The following is a 17,534-nucleotide window of genomic DNA, read 5'->3' as shown; positions in this document are numbered from 1 at the left end:
GTGTCCTCCGGTGACGGACGGACGCCGGGCACTACACCTCGACCGCCCGACCTGCCACAATGAGCGGATGACCAGTGATGAACCGCGTTCGCTGCGCGTCGCCGTCGCCGACGACGCCGTGCTGCTCCGCGAGGGCGTCGTCCAGATCCTCCGGGCCGGCGGCCACGACGTCGTGGGGTCCTTCGGTTCCGCGGTCGAGCTGGTCGAGCGCATCGACGACGGACTGCAGCTGGACGCCGTCGTCCTCGACATCCGCATGCCGCCCACCCACACCGACGAGGGCATCGTGGCCCTCGAGCAGCTCCGGGCCACGGGGTTCCGTGCCGGGGTCCTCCTCCTCAGCACCTACGCCGTGCCCGCCTACGCGGTCCGGGCGCTCGGCTCGGGCGGCGGCACCGGCTACCTCCTCAAGGACCGCGTCGCCGACTCGGGGACGCTCGTCGACGCGGTCGAACGGGTCGCGGCCGGTGAGTCCGTCGTCGATCCAGAGGTCGTCTCCCTCCTCGTCGCCGAACGCACCCGTTCCGACGGGCTCGACCACCTCACCGAGCGTGAGCGGGAGGTCCTCACCCTCATGGCCGAGGGGCGGTCGAACTCCGGTATCGCGAAGGCGCTCGTCGTCAGCCTGAAAACCGTCGAGGCGCACATCAGCCGCATTCTGGCCAAGCTCGGACTCGAGGACTCGCCGGCGGACCACCGCCGCGTGCTCGCGGTCGTGCGTTGGCTGGAACACACGGATGGCTGACGGTCGCCCACGCGGACGGGCGACCTCGCTGCCGATCCCGGCACCCGTCGGTCGTGGCCGACTGCCGTGGCCGCTCCGCCTCGTCATCCTGGTCGCGGCGGCGCTCCTCTGCGTCTGCTCGGTGGTGTTCGGTGCGGGCCAGCCGGGCATCGCGGACAGCAACGGGTTGCCCTGGCTCGTCGGTCACCTCGCCGCGCTGACCGCTGCCGGCCTCATCTGGTGGCTGGCTCCGACCTCGGTCCCCGGGTGGGTGATCGTCGGGTACACCGTTGCCGAGACGGCCTACATGTGGGCGTACGGCGTCGAGGCGGGCTGGCTCTGGCCGCTCCTCATGTCGATCTCCGTCCTCCCCGGGGTCGCCCTGGTCTGGCTGGCGCTGGCGTTCCCCGCCGGCCGCCTGCGGCGTGGCTTCGACCGCCGGCTCGTCATCACGGCGTCGGTGTACCTCGTCACGTACGCGATCGCGACCCTCGTGCTGACCCGTCGATACCCGCTCGACGCGCAGCACGAGCCCAGTTCCTACGCGGTGCTGGCGAACGGCGGGCTCGCCGCCGTGCTCGGCCAGGTGCATGCCGCCGTCATGGGGCTCTTCGCCGTGGTCGTCGCCGGCGTGGTGCTCCTGCGGTGGGCGCGCAGCAGCGGCGCGGCCCGGCAGGTGGCGTTCATCATGCCGGTGGCCTTCGTCCTGTGGCTCGTCATCGGCGTCGGATGGTCCCTCGCGCGCCTGGGCGGTTGGCCGCAGGACCTCAGACTCGCCGTCGAGGACCTCAACGCCTTCTCGGTGGTGCTCGTGCCGGCGGCCTATGCGACGGGGCTCGTCCGGATGCGGGCGATCCGCGCCAGGGCCGTCGACCTCGTGCAGACCGGCGGGCTGAGCGAGACCGGCCACGACCGCTGGGACAGCTCCGTGAAGACCGTCCTCGGCGACCGCTCGGCCCGTCTCGTGTGGCCGGGGTCGCAGCGGACGACGGGTCGCGACGCTCGGGGACGGGCGATGTCGAGCGTCGGCGACGCGGACGCCCCGCTCGTGTACATCGAGCACGACGCCGCGCTCCTCGACAACCCGCAACTGCTGCGCTCGGTGTCGGCGTCGTTGCGCATCATGATCGACAACGAGCGGCTCACCGGAGAACTCCGGCACTCCCTGCGCGAGGTGAACCGTTCGCGGCTGCGCATCGTCCAGGCGGCGGACGAAGCGCGCCGTCGTGCCGAGCGCGACCTGCACGACGGTTCGCAGCAGCAGCTCTTCTCGGTCGCCCTGCGGCTCCGGATGGCGAGCGATGCGGCGCGAGCCGACGGGCAGCTCGCGCTCGCCGAAGGACTCGAGACGACCATCGAGCAGCTCGCGAGCGCGATCAAGGAGCTCCGCGAGCTCGCGCGCGGGCTCCATCCGGCGCTCCTCGCCGATGGTGGTCTCGGGCCGGCGATCGCCGAACTCGGTCGGCGTTGCACGGTCGTCACCCGTGTGAACGTCGAGCTCCGCGAGCGCCCGACGCAGCTCATCGAGTCCACCGTGTACTACGTCGTCTCGGAGTGTCTGGCCAACGTCACGAAGTACTCGGAGGCCACGGGCTGCGAGGTGACCGTCGGCTACTCGAACGGCCGCCTGCGGGTGGTCGTGGCGGACGACGGGGTGGGCGGCGCGGACCCGGCGAGCGGGAGCGGACTGCGCGGCCTCGCGGACCGGGTCGACGCCGTCGGCGGGGCCATGCGGATCGAGAGCCCTCGCGGCGGCGGGACGGCCGTCACGATCGAGCTGCCCGTCTGAACCCGAGCCGCAGGCGCGTCAGTGGAGGAGGGCCTCCCGGCCGAGCCGGTACCGCCCGCCGCTCATCCGGACGATCGGTGTGCCTTCGGCCTCGTAGTGCTCGAGCGCGCGTTCCTCGTGGCCGGTCGGCGGCAGGCCTCCGGAGCGGACGACGCGCCACCAGGGCACGGCGTGCCCGTACTGGGCCATCACCCGCCCGACCCCGCGAGCCGACCTCGATCCGATGATCGCGGCGACCTGCCCGTAGCTGAGGGCACAGCCCTCCGGGATGTCGGCGACCACAGCCAACACGGCCTCGGCGAAGGCCTCAGCGGTGTTGATCGCCGGCTGCCCGCCCACGGGTCAGAGGCTGATGCTGCCGATGGTCTCGCCGTACTGTGTCTCACCGACGGGGGAGAAGCCCACCCGGAGGAAGAACGCCTCAGGGCCGAGGTCGCCGGGCTCGTAGATGACGTTCACGTGGTCGAAGTCGCGCTTCTTGGCCTCCTCGATGAGCGAGGCGACCGCGAACCGGCCGACGCCGCGTCCCTGGTCGTCGGCGTCGACGTTGATGCGCCAGAGGGCGGAGCGGAACTCCTCCTGCATTGACTCGTGGTCGAAGTTCGCGGAGATGAAGCCGACGACCTCGTCGCCGTCGAGGATGACGCGCTGCCACGAGGTCGCGGGGTTCACGACGGCGGCCGCGACCGCGTAGGACACGGGAGCGACGAACTGCTCCTGCCCGGGTTTCATGGTGAGCGCGTTGACCGCCACGATCGTCGATGCGGACAGTTCTTCCAGACGCAGCTCAGCCATGCCTTCAGGCTAACCTGTCCGGCCCACCGCGGATAGTCCGCCCGGGTGCCGACACGCCCCCGGGCGCGCACACCCACGGCGGATCCCCAGTCGACGGCGAGGGCTCCGCCGGTCGGCGATCCGGAACTGTCTCGATGTCAAGAGACCTGGCGCGTCTTGTAAGCTAGGTGCTGGCCGTGCCGTCCCACCTTTCGGATGCGGTCTCCTCCATGCCATGCGGAGCACTCCACCGCGTGCGCACCTCCGTAGGCCGCTCGGCTCAGGGCGGCATCAGAAAGGACAACCAGTGTCGAAGATCAAGGTCGAAGGCACCGTCGTCGAACTCGACGGCGATGAGATGACTCGCATCATCTGGCAGTTCATCAAGGACTCGCTCATCCACCCCTACCTCGATGTGAACCTCGAGTACTACGACCTCGGCATCGAGAAGCGTGACGAGACGGACGACCAGATCACGATCGACGCCGCGCACGCCATCCAGAAGCACGGCGTCGGCGTCAAGTGCGCCACGATCACCCCCGACGAGGCGCGGGTCGAGGAGTTCGGCCTGAAGAAGATGTGGCGGAGCCCGAACGGGACCATCCGCAACATCCTCGGCGGCGTCATCTTCCGCGAGCCGATCATCATCTCGAACATCCCGCGGCTCGTCCCGGGCTGGAACAAGCCGATCATCATCGGCCGTCACGCGTTCGGCGACCAGTACCGCGCGACCGACTTCCTCTTCAAGGGCGAGGGCAAGCTCACGGTCGAGTTCACGCCCGACGACGGCTCGGAGCCGCAGAAGTTCGAGGTCTTCCAGTCGCCGGGCGACGGCATCGCCCAGGTGCAGTACAACCTCGACGCTTCCATCCGCGACTTCGCACGGGCGAGCCTCAACTACGGCCTCAACCGCAACTACCCGGTGTACCTCTCCACGAAGAACACGATCCTGAAGGCCTACGACGGCCGCTTCAAGGACATCTTCCAGGAGATCTTCGACGCCGAGTTCAAGGAGCAGTTCGAGGCCGCGGGCATCACCTACGAGCACCGCCTCATCGACGACATGGTCGCTTCGGCCATGAAGTGGGAGGGCGGCTACGTCTGGGCGTGCAAGAACTACGACGGCGACGTCCAGTCCGACACCGTCGCCCAGGGCTTCGGTTCGCTCGGCCTCATGACGAGCGTGCTCGCCACCCCGGACGGCAAGATCGTCGAGGCTGAGGCGGCGCACGGCACCGTCACGCGTCACTACCGTCAGCACCAGCAGGGCAAGCCCACGTCCACGAACCCGATCGCGTCGATCTTCGCGTGGACCCGTGGCCTGCAGCACCGCGGCGTGCTGGACGACAACCAGGAGCTCATCGAGTTCGCAGCGACCCTCGAGGACGTCGTCATCAAGACGGTCGAGTCCGGCGCCATGACGAAGGACCTCGCGCTCCTCGTCGGGCCCGAGCAGGCCTACCAGACGACCGAGGAGTTCCTCGAGACGATCTCGGCGAACCTGAAGGCGCGCCTGGCCTGATCGCCGGAACACGGCACAGCAGGACACGGACGGGGTCCGGGAGCACACGCTCCCGGGCCCCGTCCGCCGTTCGGGTCTCGACGCGGTTCCGGACGGTCGTGTTAGCGTCGATGGACCACCTCGACGACGAAGTGAGGACCATCGATGTCACCGATGACGAGAAGACAGCTGCTCGCCTGGGCTGCGGCGGGTGGGGCGACGGCGCTCCTGGCGGGCTGTTCCACTCCGGGCACGGTGTCGCCGAACACGGGTCGGACGATCGCCCCGATCGGCTCGGGCGAACGGATCACCCTCACGTACTGGGCCTGGTTGAAGGACCTCCAGAAGGTCGCGGACGTCTGGAACGCCGACCACCCGAACGTCCAGGTCGAGGCCGTGTGGATCCCCGGCGGCAACGACGGCGGGTATCAGAAGCTCTACTCGGCGCTCGCAGCGGGCGGTGGCCCGGATCTCGCACAGGTCGAGATGCGGACCCTCCCCGAGTTCCTGCTCGTGAACGGGCTGATCGACCTCCGGCGCTACGGCGCCGACGAGGTCGCGTCGCGGTACAACGAGACCCTCTGGAACCAGGTCTCCTACGTCGACGGGGTGTACGGGATCCCACAGGACTCCGGTCCCATGGCGCTGTACTACCGGCCGGATCTGCTCGACCGGGTGGGCGCGAAGCCGCCGACCACCTGGGACGACTGGTTCGAGGTGGCGGGGGCGGTGCGCGAGGCAGGCATGTACCTGGACTGCTTCGCCCTCGACGACGCGTCGTGGTTCGCGGCCATGGCGACCCAGGCCGGCGCGTCCTGGTTCCGCGTCGACGGCGACCGATGGATCGTCGACATGACGGACGACGCGACCCTGGAGACGGCGCGATTCTTCGACCGGGCCATCGACGAGGGCGTCATGACCACCTCCTACAGCCAGTTCTCACCGGCCTGGTTCGCCGCTGCGGCGAAGGACTCGATCGCATCGGTCGCCGGCGCCAGCTGGGGAGACGCCCTCCTGCAGGGTGTCTCCGGGGCCGAGGGCAAGTGGCGGGTCGCGCCGTTGCCACGGTGGGCGAGCGGTGGGTACGGTTCGACCTTCCAGGGTGGGTCCACGGCCGCCGTCCTGGCGAACAGCGCCCACCCGCGGGAGGCGCTCGAGTTCGCCGTGTGGATGACGACGAGCGAAGCCGGTATCGACGCCATGATCGAGCACTCCGGCATCGGCTGGTCACCGAACGACGCCTACATCGGTGCCGGCCGACAGCAGCCGAGCGAGTTCTTCGGCGGCCAGAACTACAACGAGGAGGTCTTCGTGCCGGCGGCCACGGAACAGAACGACGAATGGCAGTGGTGGCCGCTGACGCAGCAGACCTTCAACATCCTCGCCGACGGGTTCCGGGCCAAGACCTCGGGCGGCACCCTCGTGGACGCGGTGGTCCAGGGGCAGCGCGACGTCATCACGGCGTTCCGCAACAAGGGGCTTCGGATCGAGGCGGCGTCGTGACCGCCGTCACGGAACGCCCTGACCGTGGTGCGTCTGGCGACCCGTCGCGCCCGGGAGCGCAGCGCCGACGCCGGACCTCGGTCGCGGCCCCGTGGGTCCTCCTCGGACCGTTCCTGGCGCTCTTCATCCTCACCTTCATCCTGCCGATCATCGTCGCGATCGGCAGCAGCTTCCTTCGCGTCTCGCGGAAGGGCGTCTTCGGTGAGGAGGGGGTCACCACCGAGTTCGCCTGGTTCTCCAACTACGTCCAAGCCCTGGAGAACGGCAACTTCATCGCCTCGATCGGCCGGATGCTCCTCTTCGGCGTGGTGCAGGTCACGGTCATGATCGCCCTGTGCACCCTGCTGGCGCTCCTGCTCGAGTCCGCCTCCGCGAAGTGGCCCGGGTTCTTCCGGGCCGTGTACTTCCTGCCCTACGGCATCCCCGGCGTGATCGCGACGATCCTGTGGTCGTTCCTCTACGTCCCAGGGCTCAGCCCGATCATCGACATCGCCGGTGCGATGGGGATCGAACTCGACTTCCTCGGCGCAGGCACCGTGCTCTGGTCCATCGCCAACATCGTGACGTGGACCTACACCGGCTACAACATGATGATCATCGTCGCCCAGTTAAAGGCCATCCCCGGTGAGGTGTACGAAGCGGCGAAGGTCGACGGCGCCGGACCGTTCCGGGTCGCGATGAGCATCCAGCTGCCGCTCATCCGACCGGCGCTCATCCTCACGACGGTGTTCTCGATCATCGGGACACTGCAGCTCTTCGCCGAGCCGCAGGTGTTGCAGACCGTCTCCCCGGCGATCGACAACGAGTACACGCCGAACCTCAGCGCATACACGACCGCCTTCGCCTACAACGACTACAACGTGGCGGCCGCGCAGGCCGTGCTGATCGCCGTGGTCGCGTTCGCGCTCTCGTTCGCCTTCCTCCGACTGACCTCGAGGAGGGCGTCATGAGCACGACCAGGAGCATCACGACCGCGACCGCGTCGAAGCGGTCGCAGCGGCTGACGGACCGGCACGGACGCCCAGGCGGCTCCCGGGCCTCGCGCGTCATCGTGACGGGCGTCCTCGTCGTGGTCGCCGTGTACTTCCTCGTGCCGGTGTACTGGGTCGTCGTCGCGGCCACGAAGAGCACCGAGGACCTCTTCGGGAGCAACGGGTTCCTCCTCGGTTCGGAGTTCTCCCTCTGGTCGAACCTGCACGAGGTGCTCACCTACGACGGCGGTATCTTCGTCCGGTGGTTCGGCAACTCGGTGCTCTACGCGGGTGTCGGCGCGCTCGTCGCGACCTACCTCGCAGCAGCCGGTGGCTATGCCCTCGCGAAGTACCGGTTCCGGGGTCGGAACCTCGTGTTCGGCACCATCCTCGGCGGGGTGCTCGTCCCCGGTACCGCGACGGCGCTGCCGCTCTTCCTGCTCTTCAGCCAGCTGGGGCTCGCGAACACGTACTGGGCGGTGCTGCTCCCGTCGCTCGTCTCGCCGTTCGGCCTGTTCCTCTGTCGGATCTACGCCGACGCGACGATCGACGACTCGCTCATCGAGGCGGCCCGGATCGACGGCGCGAGCGAGTTGCGCATCTTCCACACGGTCGGCTTGACGATCCTGACGCCGGCGCTCGTGACCGTCTTCCTGTTCCAACTGGTCGGCATCTGGAACAACTACTTCCTGCCGCTCGTCATGCTGTCGGACAGCTCCCTGTATCCGATCACGCTGGGACTCAACAACTGGCGGAGCCAGGTCGACCGCCTCCCGGAGTTCTACGAGCTCACCACCGGAGGTGCACTGCTGTCGATCATCCCGCTCGCGATCGCGATGATCGTGCTCCAGCGGTTCTGGCGGGGCGGGCTCACGGAGGGCTCCGTGAAGTAGTCGGCCGCGTCCGACCCGGTACCACCGTCTCGAACGAAGGGCTCCACCATGCACCATGACGACGCGCTCACCGAAGCCCGGATCGTCCGCTTCATGCGGGAGCGGCTCACCCCGGCGCTCCTCCGGAGGTCGGCGCCACTCGACGTGACGGCGTGGGAGGTCCCGGGTGAGCCCGTGCCGTTCGAGACCGCCGTCGCCGCGGATCACCGGCCGTTCGCCGTCGGCGACGCCTGGGGGAGACCGTGGGGGACCACCTGGTTCCACGTCACGGGGACCGTGCCCGCCGGGTGGGACAAGCCGGGGACGCGCATCGAGCTCCTGATCGACCTCGGGTTCTCCATCGCTCAACCCGGATTCCAGGCGGAGGGTCTCGTGTACGACCCGAGCGGCCGGATCGTGAAGGCGCTCGAACCTCTGAACATGCACGTCCCGGTGCAGGTCGGCGCGGGCGGCGTCGTCGACGTCTGGGTGGAGGCGGCCTCGAACCCGGACGTCGCCGGAGTGTGGGACTTCGCGCCCACCCCGCTCGGCGATCCCGCGACCGCCGGCACGAATCCGATCTACCGCCTCAATCGCGTCGACGTCGTCCAGCTCGACGTCACGGTCTGGGAGCTGCTGCAGGACTGCTGGACGCTCGACGGCCTCCGACGTGAACTCGGGCCGGAGCAGCCTCGGCGGGCCGAGCTCCTGCGTGGTCTCGGCAGGGCCGTGCAGGAGGTCGATCCCGACGACGTCGCCGGGACCGCGCAGCTCGGCCGCGACGTGCTCGCGCCGCTGCTCGCCGCTCCCGCCTCCGCGAGCGCGCACCGCATCGTCGCCGTCGGTCACGCCCACATCGACTCGGCCTGGTTGTGGCCCGTGCGGGAGACCATCCGCAAGTGTGCGCGCACCTTCTCGAACGTCCTGGACCTCATGGACCACGACCCCGACTTCGTGTTCGCCTGCTCCTCCGCCCAGCAGTTCGCCTGGATGCGCGACCACTACCCGGAGCTCTTCGAGCGCATCCGGTCGCGGGTCGCGGAGGGACGCTTCGTGCCCGTGGGCGGCATGTGGGTGGAGTCGGACACCAACCTCCCGGGAGGGGAGGCCATGGCCCGCCAGTTCGTCGCCGGGAAACGGTTCTTCCTGGAGGAGTTCGGGCTGGACCTGACGGAGGTGTGGCTGCCGGACTCCTTCGGGTACTCCGCGGCGATGCCGCAGATCGTCGCCGCAGCCGGCGCCACGGACTTCCTCACGCAGAAGGTCTCCTGGAACGAGACGAACCGCTTCCCGCATCACACCTTCCTGTGGGAGGGGATCGACGGCACCCGGGTCTTCACCCACTTCCCGCCGGCGGACACCTACAACTCGGCGCTCGCGGCGACCGACCTCCACCGTGCGCAGCGGCAGTTCCAGGAGAAGGGTGAGTCGAACGTCTCGCTGCTCCCGTTCGGTCACGGCGACGGTGGGGGCGGACCGACGCGCGAGATGCTCGCTGCCGCCGTCAGGACGAGGTCGCTCGAGGGCTCGCCCACGGTCGAGATCGGCACGCCGAGTGCGTTCTTCGCAGCAGCCCGGGCCGACTATCCCTCGCCGCCGGTGTGGTCGGGGGAGCTCTACCTGGAGTTCCACCGGGGGACCTACACCTCGCAGGCCAGAACGAAACGTGGCAACCGCCGGAGCGAGCATCTGCTCCGCGAGGCGGAGCTCTGGGCGGCGACGGCGGCGATCAGGACCGGTGCCGAGTACCCCTACGACGCCCTCGACGAGGCGTGGCACACCGTCCTCCTCCAGCAGTTCCACGACATCCTGCCGGGTTCGTCGATCGCCTGGGTCCACCAGGTCGCGGAGGCGAACTACCAAGCTGTGGCCGAACGTCTGACCGCGCTCGTCGACGAGTCACTCCGTGCGCTCACCGCGCCGGGAGGCGGCGGACCGGCCCGGTTCGCGAACGCGTCACCGTTCGTCGTCGACGGCGTACCGGCCCTCGGTGTCGCGGCCACGACCACGGCCGGCCGAGCCGTCCTGTCCGGGCGGGCCGACGGTGGCTTCGTCCTCGACAACGGCCTCGTCCGCGTCACGGTCGACCCGGACGGGCGCGTCACCTCCGTCCTCGACCTCGCGGCGGACCGGGAGGTCGTCGCGCCCGGTGCCGCTGCTGCGGAGCTGCAGGTCTTCCGCGACACCCCGAATCAGTGGGACGCCTGGGACGTGGACCTGGCTGATCGGACGCACTGGACCGTGCTGGACCGGGCCGACGTCGTCGAGGTCGCGCTCGAGACGCCTGGGCGCGTCGCGGTCCTCGTCCGTCGGAGCTTCGGGTCCTCCTCGGTCACCCAGACGATCGCGCTCGACGCAGGGCGTCCGACCGTCGACATCCTGACGGCCGTCGACTGGCACGAGCGCCAGAAGCTGCTGAAACTCGCCTTCCCAGTGGATGTCCGGGCCGACGTCGCGAGCTCCGAGATCCAGTTCGGCCACGTCGACCGTCCGACGGCCGTGAACACCTCCTGGGATGCCGCCCGCTTCGAGACGGCGGCGCACCGGTGGGTGCACGTCGGGGAGCCCGGGTACGGCCTGGCGGTGGCCAACGACTCCACCTACGGACACGACGTCACCCGCACCACGCGGGAGGATGGGGGCACGACGACGCTCGTCCGGCAGTCGCTGCTGCGGGCGCCCCGGTTCCCGGACCCGACGGCGGACCAGGGGGAGCACGTCCTCCGGTCGACCCTCACGGTCGGCGCCAGGATCCTCGACGCCGCGGCGGAGGGGTATCGGATCAACCTGCCGCTTCGGCCGGTCCAGGGTGCGGCGGTGGACCCGATCGTCGTCGTCGACCGCCCCGGCATCGTCGTCGAGGCCGTCAAGCTCGCGGAGGACCGCTCAGGCGATCTGGTCGTCCGACTCTACGAGGCCACCGGCGGCCGGTCGGCCGGTCGGGTGTCCTTCGGGTTCCCGGTCCGGTCGGTCCGACGGACGGACCTCCTCGAGCGTGAGCACGGCGAACAGCCTCGACTTGCCCCCGACGGGTCCGTGGAGCTGCGCCTGCGCCCGTTCGAGATCCTCACGCTGCGGGCGGCCCGGATGCAGTGAACCAGGAACGGGCCCCGGATCAGGTGATCCGGGGCCCGTTCCGTGACGGTGAGGACTCAGAGGCTGCAGGTCGTACCGAGGTCCGTGAACTCGGACTGGAGCTTCGAGAGGGAGTCGGTCAGGGCGGCCTGGTCCGCGGTCGCCGGGTCGCTGACGGCGGTCCTCGCCTGTTCGATGAAGGCCTGGAGGGCGTCGACGGAGGCGTCGGCCGAGTCCTTGACCTCCTTGTTCGTGACCTTGCCGGCGGCCGCTTCGAAGGTGTCCGCGAAGTCGTCGAGCTGCGTCACGGCGCCCTCGGGGTCGGAGGAGAGCGAGCTGAGGCCGGACTGGAGCTTGGCTGCGGAGTCGGTCACCTCGGATTCGATCACCTTGCAGGCGTCGGCCTTGCTCTGGGCGCCACCGGCACAGCCGGTGAGGAGCAGGCCCGCGACGGCGATCGCGCCGAGGAATGCTGCTGCGTTCTTCTTCATGGTGGTGTGGGTCCCCCGTGTTCGGTGCCCGTCACCGGGCCGCCCGCGCGCTGCGGGCCGGTCTCCAGGGTACCGCTGGAGGCCGACACCTGGCGGGGATCGGGCGTCATCGCGTCGGACGGCGGGCTGCGGCATGGACTTGCGCCACGAATATTTGTAAGCTTGGCAAACAAACCGGTGGGGGCAGCTCGCACCCGGGACTGAAGGAATCACGCCATGCACACGAGCCACGACGATCTCCGCGGACGACCCGCGTGAGGGTGGGACTCGACATTGGCGGCACGAAGACCGACGCCGTCGTCGTCACCGACGACGGAGCCCTGCTGCACCGTCTCCGACGCCCGACCGGGCGGGGCGCTCAGGCCGTGGTGGAGACGGCGCTCGAGGCCGTCCATGCACTCGCCCTCGCGGTCGACCGTCCGATCGACAGCTTCACCTCGATCGGTGTCGGCATCCCCGGCCTGGTGGTGCCGGGCACCGGTGTCGTCGCCCATGCCGTCAACCTCGACGTCGAGGAGCTCGAGCTCGGCGCGATCCTCCACCGGCACCTCGCCGTGCCGGTCGCGGTGGAGAACGACGTCAAGGCGGCCGCGCTCGGAGCCTGGCAGCTGCTCGACGGCTCGGGCACCATGGCCTACCTGAACCTCGGCACGGGCGTCGCCGCCGGGATCATCACCGACGGTCGCCTGTGGCAGGGGTCGAGTGGCGTCGCCGGCGAAGTGGGGCATCTGTCGGTCGACCCCCTCGGCGATCGCTGCGGATGCGGCCAGCGCGGCTGCATCGAGACGATGGCCGCCGGCGGCGCCGTCGCCACCGCCTGGGGTGGGAGCGCAGCGTTCCCCGTGCTCGAGATGTTCGACCGCGCCGACGCCGGAGACCCGCGCGCCATCGCCCTCCGAGCGCGTCTCGGCCACGGCGCCGCGGCGGCCGTCCGCATCCTGACCCTCACCGTCGACGCCGACGACATCGTCCTCGGTGGGGGACTCACCGCTCTCGGCGGGCGCCTGCTCGCCGTCATCCGAGAGGCCCTGGCCGAATCCGCCGCCGGGTCCCGGTTCGTCGAATCACTCCACCTGGAACAGCGGGTGCGCTTCGTGCCGACGGGGTCACCCGTCGCGGCGGTCGGCGCGGCACTCGTGGGAAGAGGAGCGTCATCACATGGCTGAAGTCGTGATCGTGAAGGATGCAGCTGCCGCAGGCGAGCTCGTCGCCGAGGCGGTCGTCGCGCTGATCTCGGGGCGGCCCGACGCCGTCCTCGGGCTGGCGACGGGATCCACGCCGGTACCCGTCTACGCGGCGCTCGCCGAGCGGGCGCGCGGACTCGACCTGTCGCAGGTGCGCGGGTTCGCCCTCGACGAGTACGTCGGCTTGCCGGCCGGACACCCCGAGTCGTACCGGTCCGTCATCACCCGCGAGGTCGTCGAACCGCTCGGACTCGTGCCGGAGCGCATCCACGTGCCGAACGGCGCGACGGAGACCATCCAGCATGCGGGTGCGGACTACGAGGCGGCGCTCGAAGCCGCCGGTGGCGTCGACCTGCAGATCCTCGGCATCGGCACCGACGGCCACATCGGGTTCAACGAGCCCGGCTCGTCGTTCGCCTCCCTGACCCGGGTGAAGACGCTCACCGAGCAGACCCGTCGCGACAACGCGCGGTTCTTCGACTCGATCGACGACGTCCCGATGCACTGCATCACCCAGGGGCTCGGCACCATCCTGCGGGCGCGGCATCTCGTGCTCCTGGCGTTCGGCGCCGGGAAGGCGGCGGCCATCGCCGCCGCACTCGAGGGGCCGCTGTCGGCGAGCCTGCCCGGTTCCGCCGTGCAGTTGCACCCGCGCGCCACCGTCGTCATCGACGAGGCGGCGGCGTCCGAGCTCCAGCACGCGGACTACTACCGCTACGCCTACGCGAACAAGCCGGCCTGGCAGGGGATCTGACCGCGATACCCGAGGCGGTCGCCCTACGAGAGGCTCAGGGACCGGTCGGTGGGTCGGGGACCGGTCGGTGGGTCGGGGACCGGTCGGTGGGTCAGGGACGGATCAGGCGACGCCGGCCAGGCGCAGGAGCGCGGTGCTCACGGCCGCGGCCAGCACGATCACGACGAACGGCGCCTCCCGCCACGCGAGGACGCCGGCGACGAGCACGCCCGAGAGCCTCGCGACACCGGCGAACTGCTGGTCCTGCGTGAGTGCGGTGGTCGCCAGTACGGCGGCGAGGAGGACGATCGCGGCATCGGCGAGGAGGGTCTCGACGCGTTCCGAGACCTCGGCGCGGGTGCGGAGGAGTGGTCCGGCCAGACGGAACGCGTAGGTCCCCGCCGCGAGGATGACGATCCCGGCCAGGACGATGAGGGACTGGTTCACGAGGCGACCTGCTTCGTCGGCCGTCGGCGGCCGAACCCGAGAAGCAAGCCGACGAGGGACAGGAGCACGGGCACGCCCGCCGGCAGGAACGGGGTCGCAGCGACGGCGACGACGGCTCCGACGAGTGCGGCTCGCCTCGTGCGGCGCTCGCGGAGTGCGGGGAAGATGAGCGCCAGGAGGACCGCCGGGAACATCGCGTCGAGCCCGAACGCGTCCGTATCCTCGACGACCGAACCGGCGAACGCCCCGAGCGCCGCCCCGGCGGGCCAGCAGAGCAGGATGCCGAGCCCGCACGCCCAGAAGGCGGCGCGCTTGCGGTCGAGCGTGTCCTGGTCGAGGGCGAAGACGACGGACTCGTCGTTGAGCAGGTGCGTCCCGAGGATCCGGCGCCAGCCCGTGCCGACGACCTCGTGGATCGCGAGGCCGAAGGGGAGGTGTCGCGCGTTGACGAGCAGGCCGGCCAGTGCGGCCGTCAGCGGACTGCCTCCGGCCGCGACGATGCCGACGAACAGGATCTCCGAGGCGCCGGCGAGCACGAGCAGGGCGAGTACCAACACCACCCAGGGCTGCAGGCCGGAGTGGACGGCGACCGCGCCGTAGGAGATGCCGACGAGTCCGTCGGCGACGCACACGAGCACGATGGCGCGGGTGGTCCTCCGACCGAGCAGGATCCATATCGAACGCACGTACACTATATTGAACGACCGCCCATCGTTCGTCAAATCGAACGCACGGCCCATTGGAGTGAACGCATGTCCCAGGTGGAGCAACCGGACGACGGAGCGCCGCACGCCGCGGTCGCAGCGGCACTGACCCGCGAGCGGCAGCGAGCCGGACTCTCCCTCGCCGAGGTCGCCCGTCGCGCGGGGATCGCGAAGTCGACCCTGTCCCAGCTGGAGGCGGGACTCGGCAATCCCAGCCTCGAGACCCTCTGGTCGCTGAGCGTCACCCTCGACGTCCCGTTCGCTCGCCTCGTCGAGCCGGTGCGACGGCCCGTCCAGGTGATCCGGGCGGGGGAGGGGCCGACGCTCGCCGCGTCCGGAGCGAACTACGTCGCGACGGTGCTGTCGGCCTGCCCGCCGAACGCCCGGCGGGACATCTACCGCATCGTCGTCGAGCCGGGGGCGCCGCGGCTGTCCGAACCGCACTCGCCCGGGGTCATCGAGCACTGGGTGATCAGCACCGGCCGGGCGTCGATCGGCCCCGTCGGCGAGGAGGTCGAACTCGGGCCAGGGGACTACCTCTCCCACGCCGGCGACGTGCCGCACCGTTTCGAAGCACTCGAGCCGGGTACGACGGCCGTCGTGGTGACCGAACACGTCTGAGCACCTCGACAGGCTCGGCGACCGCGGCGGTTCGGTGGGCGGGACGGCTCGGTGGGCGCTCAGGCGTCGATGACGTGTACGAGCTCGTCGATGAAGCCCGCGAAGTCGTCGGAGCGCCGGATGATGCGGGCGACGCTCGACCGCTCCGAGAACACCTCGACGAACTGGTCGAAGACGGTCTGGAAGGCGGCGCGACCCGATTCGCTGAACGCGACGAGCGCGACGACGCTCACGCGCGCTCCACCCCACTCCATCGGTGTCTCGTTCACGGCGATCGCGATGGCCGTCGAGTGGGCCGTCATCGTCATCGCGTGCGGCACCGCCAGGGTGTCGGTGAACGCGGTCGACGACATGCGCTCCCGCTCGATCGCCGCCGTGAGGTAGCTCTCGTCGATGATCCCGCGATCGATCATGCGTTCGCCGAGCAGCCGGATCATCGCCTCCTCGTCGGCCGCGTGCGCGTTGCGGAGGAAGAGGTCCGGGTGGAAGTACTGCAGCAGCTCGTCGCTGATCTCCGAGAGACGGGAGGAGCGGCGCACCCGGCTGACCGCGCCGCGGACGCGCTCCACGTCGGCCGCGGTGAGGAAGGGCTGGACGACGACGATGCCGTCGGCCGGGGTAGGAGGCTCGATGGTCGTGAGCACGAGGTCGCTGTCGATGGCCGACCAGTCGACGTCGGTGCGGGTGATCACGGATCGGACGTCGAGGACGTCGCCGAGCTGCGACTCGACGCGTCGGCGGAGCACCTCGTGCATGTCGTAGTAGCCGGCCGAGACGATCGTGCAGCCGAGCAGGGCCTCCTTGCGAGCCGTCTGTTCGAGCTGGGCACCGACGTGCATGGCGATGTACGCGATCTCGTCGTCGTTGATGACGATGGAGCCGTGGCGCTGCAGCTGGCTCGCGATGAAGACCGCGAGCTCGTAGATCATCGGGTACGAGGTCTTGATCGACCGGGTGAGCGGGTTCCGCGAGTAGGACTGGTCCTGCGCCCGGCGGATGAGGTTCTGCACGTGCAGGGTGAGCCGCACGATGAAGTCCTCGTCGGAGAGGTCGACGAGGTATTCGCGGCCCGCGCGGTCGACGGCCTGACGGACCGCCGCGAGGTCGGCCTGGTCGACGTAGTCGTCGACGAGCACCTCGGCGGACGCGCCGCTCCCCGGGGTGACCACGCGCGTGACCAGCAGGTAGCTCAGGTAGACGAGGTCGGCTTCCCCGAGGGCGACGTGGAAGTGGGCGTCGACCAGCCGCTGCAGGTCCTCCGCGACCGCCTCGACCTCCGGCGTCCGTGGCGCGTGGTCCGTCGGCTCCGCCGGGCGGTCCTTGGTGACGCGGTCGATCGCGATCGCGATGTGCAGGAGGACGTTCGCGATCCCGTACTCGTTGACGTAGTAACCGCGGGCGGTCAAGGCGTCGAGGAGTTCGCCCTTGAACGGGCTGAACTCGTTCGGCGCGAAGGCCCGCTGGAGCGCTTCGAGCTCGACGATGCCCCGGTCGGTCTCGTCGCGGAACATGCGGCTGAGGAGTCGGCGACGCTCCGTCTCGCCGCCCGCCATGGTGACGGTCGCCCCCGACCGGTCGAGCGTGAGTGCGGTGTCGGCCAACATGGCGCGGACGCGGCCGAGATCACCCTCGACGGTCGACTCGCTGACGTGCAGGCGCTGCGCCGTCTCGTGCACGTCGATGCCGGTCGGCGCGCTGATGAGGAGGCGGACGAGACCGTACAGTCGGTCCCGAGGCGTCTCAGACTCGAAGGCCGACGCCGCTCGCCGGCGGTACACGGCGTACCCGTCCGCGTTCAGCCGGTAGCCGTTCGGACCCGACTCGACGACGTCGTGTGGTGCGGTGCGGGTGTTGACCGCCGTCACGTAGCTGCGCACGCTGCGTGGGGTGACACCGAGGACCTCGGCGACCTCGGTCGCCGTCGTCCAGCCGTCGCGGCCTGCGAGGTAGCCGAGCATGCGGTCGTGTTTCTCGCGTGCCACGATGCCCCTCTCCGGCGGACGGTCCTCGCGCGGTCCGGGCGAACCGCTTCACCGAGTCAACCATCATCCGACGCGCTTCCGCGCGTTCGAGGACCTTTCCGCCCCGCCGGAAGAGCTTCTGGTGGAGCGGCGACCCGCCCGAGGGAATGATGGTTCGGTAGGC

General features: G+C 70.1%; 16 protein-coding genes. 10 read left to right on the top strand and 6 right to left on the bottom strand.

The window, feature by feature from the left end:
• Positions 1-67: 67 nt before the first annotated feature.
• Together ASE44_RS07695 and ASE44_RS07690 are read left to right on the top strand one after the other, a co-directional pair.
• Positions 68-745, top strand: a complete 678-nt coding sequence (locus ASE44_RS07695) for a response regulator transcription factor (RefSeq protein WP_056778673.1) — start codon at positions 68-70, stop codon at positions 743-745.
• Positions 738-2,513 carry a histidine kinase gene (locus ASE44_RS07690; RefSeq protein ID WP_056778669.1) on the top strand — a complete coding sequence of 592 codons (1,776 nt, stop codon included), beginning with the start codon at positions 738-740 and terminating at the stop codon, positions 2,511-2,513. The genes ASE44_RS07695 and ASE44_RS07690 overlap by 8 nt, the downstream gene beginning before the upstream one ends.
• An 18-nt stretch (positions 2,514-2,531) precedes the next feature.
• Here the strand turns inward: ASE44_RS07690 and ASE44_RS07685 are convergent, their stop codons facing one another.
• Positions 2,532-2,852 carry an MGMT family protein gene (locus ASE44_RS07685; protein WP_056778666.1) on the bottom strand — a complete coding sequence of 107 codons (321 nt, stop codon included), beginning with the start codon at positions 2,850-2,852 and terminating at the stop codon, positions 2,532-2,534.
• Positions 2,853-2,855: 3 nt separating this feature from the next.
• Positions 2,856-3,308, bottom strand: a complete 453-nt coding sequence (locus tag ASE44_RS07680; protein WP_056007961.1) for a GNAT family N-acetyltransferase — start codon at positions 3,306-3,308, stop codon at positions 2,856-2,858.
• A gap of 286 nt (positions 3,309-3,594) precedes the next feature.
• On the opposite strand from ASE44_RS07680, the gene ASE44_RS07675 reads away from it, so the two are divergent.
• From ASE44_RS07675 to ASE44_RS07655, 5 genes are all read left to right on the top strand, one after another.
• Positions 3,595-4,809 (top strand): NADP-dependent isocitrate dehydrogenase, encoded by a 1,215-nt coding sequence (locus ASE44_RS07675; protein ID WP_056007958.1) that lies wholly within the window; start codon positions 3,595-3,597, stop codon positions 4,807-4,809.
• Positions 4,810-4,953: 144 nt separating this feature from the next.
• The gene (locus ASE44_RS07670) at positions 4,954-6,291 is read left to right on the top strand and encodes an extracellular solute-binding protein (RefSeq protein ID WP_056778661.1); all 1,338 of its coding nucleotides are present in this window, start codon (positions 4,954-4,956) and stop codon (positions 6,289-6,291) included.
• Positions 6,288-7,241 (top strand): carbohydrate ABC transporter permease, encoded by a 954-nt coding sequence (locus ASE44_RS07665; protein ID WP_056007952.1) that lies wholly within the window; start codon positions 6,288-6,290, stop codon positions 7,239-7,241. The genes ASE44_RS07670 and ASE44_RS07665 overlap by 4 nt, the downstream gene beginning before the upstream one ends.
• Entirely contained in the window at positions 7,238-8,155 is a 918-nt protein-coding gene (locus ASE44_RS07660) for a carbohydrate ABC transporter permease (protein WP_082455892.1), read from the top strand. The genes ASE44_RS07665 and ASE44_RS07660 overlap by 4 nt, the downstream gene beginning before the upstream one ends.
• Positions 8,156-8,203: 48 nt before the next feature.
• The gene (locus ASE44_RS07655) at positions 8,204-11,230 is read left to right on the top strand and encodes a glycoside hydrolase family 38 C-terminal domain-containing protein (protein WP_056778660.1); all 3,027 of its coding nucleotides are present in this window, start codon (positions 8,204-8,206) and stop codon (positions 11,228-11,230) included.
• Positions 11,231-11,286: 56 nt separating this feature from the next.
• Here the strand turns inward: ASE44_RS07655 and ASE44_RS07650 are convergent, their stop codons facing one another.
• Positions 11,287-11,700 carry a hypothetical protein gene (locus ASE44_RS07650; protein ID WP_056778657.1) on the bottom strand — a complete coding sequence of 138 codons (414 nt, stop codon included), beginning with the start codon at positions 11,698-11,700 and terminating at the stop codon, positions 11,287-11,289.
• 260 nt (positions 11,701-11,960) lie between these two features.
• On the opposite strand from ASE44_RS07650, the gene ASE44_RS07645 reads away from it, so the two are divergent.
• Both ASE44_RS07645 and ASE44_RS07640 read left to right on the top strand, forming a co-directional pair.
• On the top strand, positions 11,961-12,866 hold the full coding sequence (locus tag ASE44_RS07645; protein WP_327078808.1) for an ROK family protein: 906 nt from the start codon (positions 11,961-11,963) through the stop codon (positions 12,864-12,866).
• The gene (locus ASE44_RS07640) at positions 12,859-13,638 is read left to right on the top strand and encodes a glucosamine-6-phosphate deaminase (protein ID WP_056007939.1); all 780 of its coding nucleotides are present in this window, start codon (positions 12,859-12,861) and stop codon (positions 13,636-13,638) included. The genes ASE44_RS07645 and ASE44_RS07640 overlap by 8 nt, the downstream gene beginning before the upstream one ends.
• Before the next feature lie 102 nt (positions 13,639-13,740).
• On the opposite strand, the gene ASE44_RS18445 is transcribed toward ASE44_RS07640, so the two are convergent.
• Together ASE44_RS18445 and ASE44_RS18440 are read right to left on the bottom strand one after the other, a co-directional pair.
• Positions 13,741-14,064: an AzlD domain-containing protein gene (locus ASE44_RS18445; protein ID WP_056007936.1), complete on the bottom strand. Its 324-nt coding sequence runs from the start codon at positions 14,062-14,064 to the stop codon at positions 13,741-13,743.
• Entirely contained in the window at positions 14,061-14,750 is a 690-nt protein-coding gene (locus ASE44_RS18440; RefSeq protein ID WP_056780955.1) for an AzlC family ABC transporter permease, read from the bottom strand. Before ASE44_RS18440 ends, ASE44_RS18445 begins: the two co-directional genes overlap by 4 nt.
• A gap of 66 nt (positions 14,751-14,816) precedes the next feature.
• Between ASE44_RS18440 and ASE44_RS07625 the strand changes: the two genes are divergently transcribed.
• Complete coding sequence (locus tag ASE44_RS07625) at positions 14,817-15,389, top strand: helix-turn-helix domain-containing protein (RefSeq protein WP_056007933.1); 573 nt, start codon at positions 14,817-14,819, stop codon at positions 15,387-15,389.
• A gap of 59 nt (positions 15,390-15,448) precedes the next feature.
• Here the strand turns inward: ASE44_RS07625 and ASE44_RS07620 are convergent, their stop codons facing one another.
• Positions 15,449-17,371, bottom strand: a complete 1,923-nt coding sequence (locus ASE44_RS07620; protein ID WP_327078807.1) for a PRD domain-containing protein — start codon at positions 17,369-17,371, stop codon at positions 15,449-15,451.
• Positions 17,372-17,534: the final 163 nt, after the last annotated feature.

It is taken from the genome of Plantibacter sp. Leaf1, assembly GCF_001421315.1.
Lineage (GTDB): Bacteria > Actinomycetota > Actinomycetes > Actinomycetales > Microbacteriaceae > Plantibacter.
This window is presented reverse-complemented; position numbering and strand designations above follow the sequence as displayed.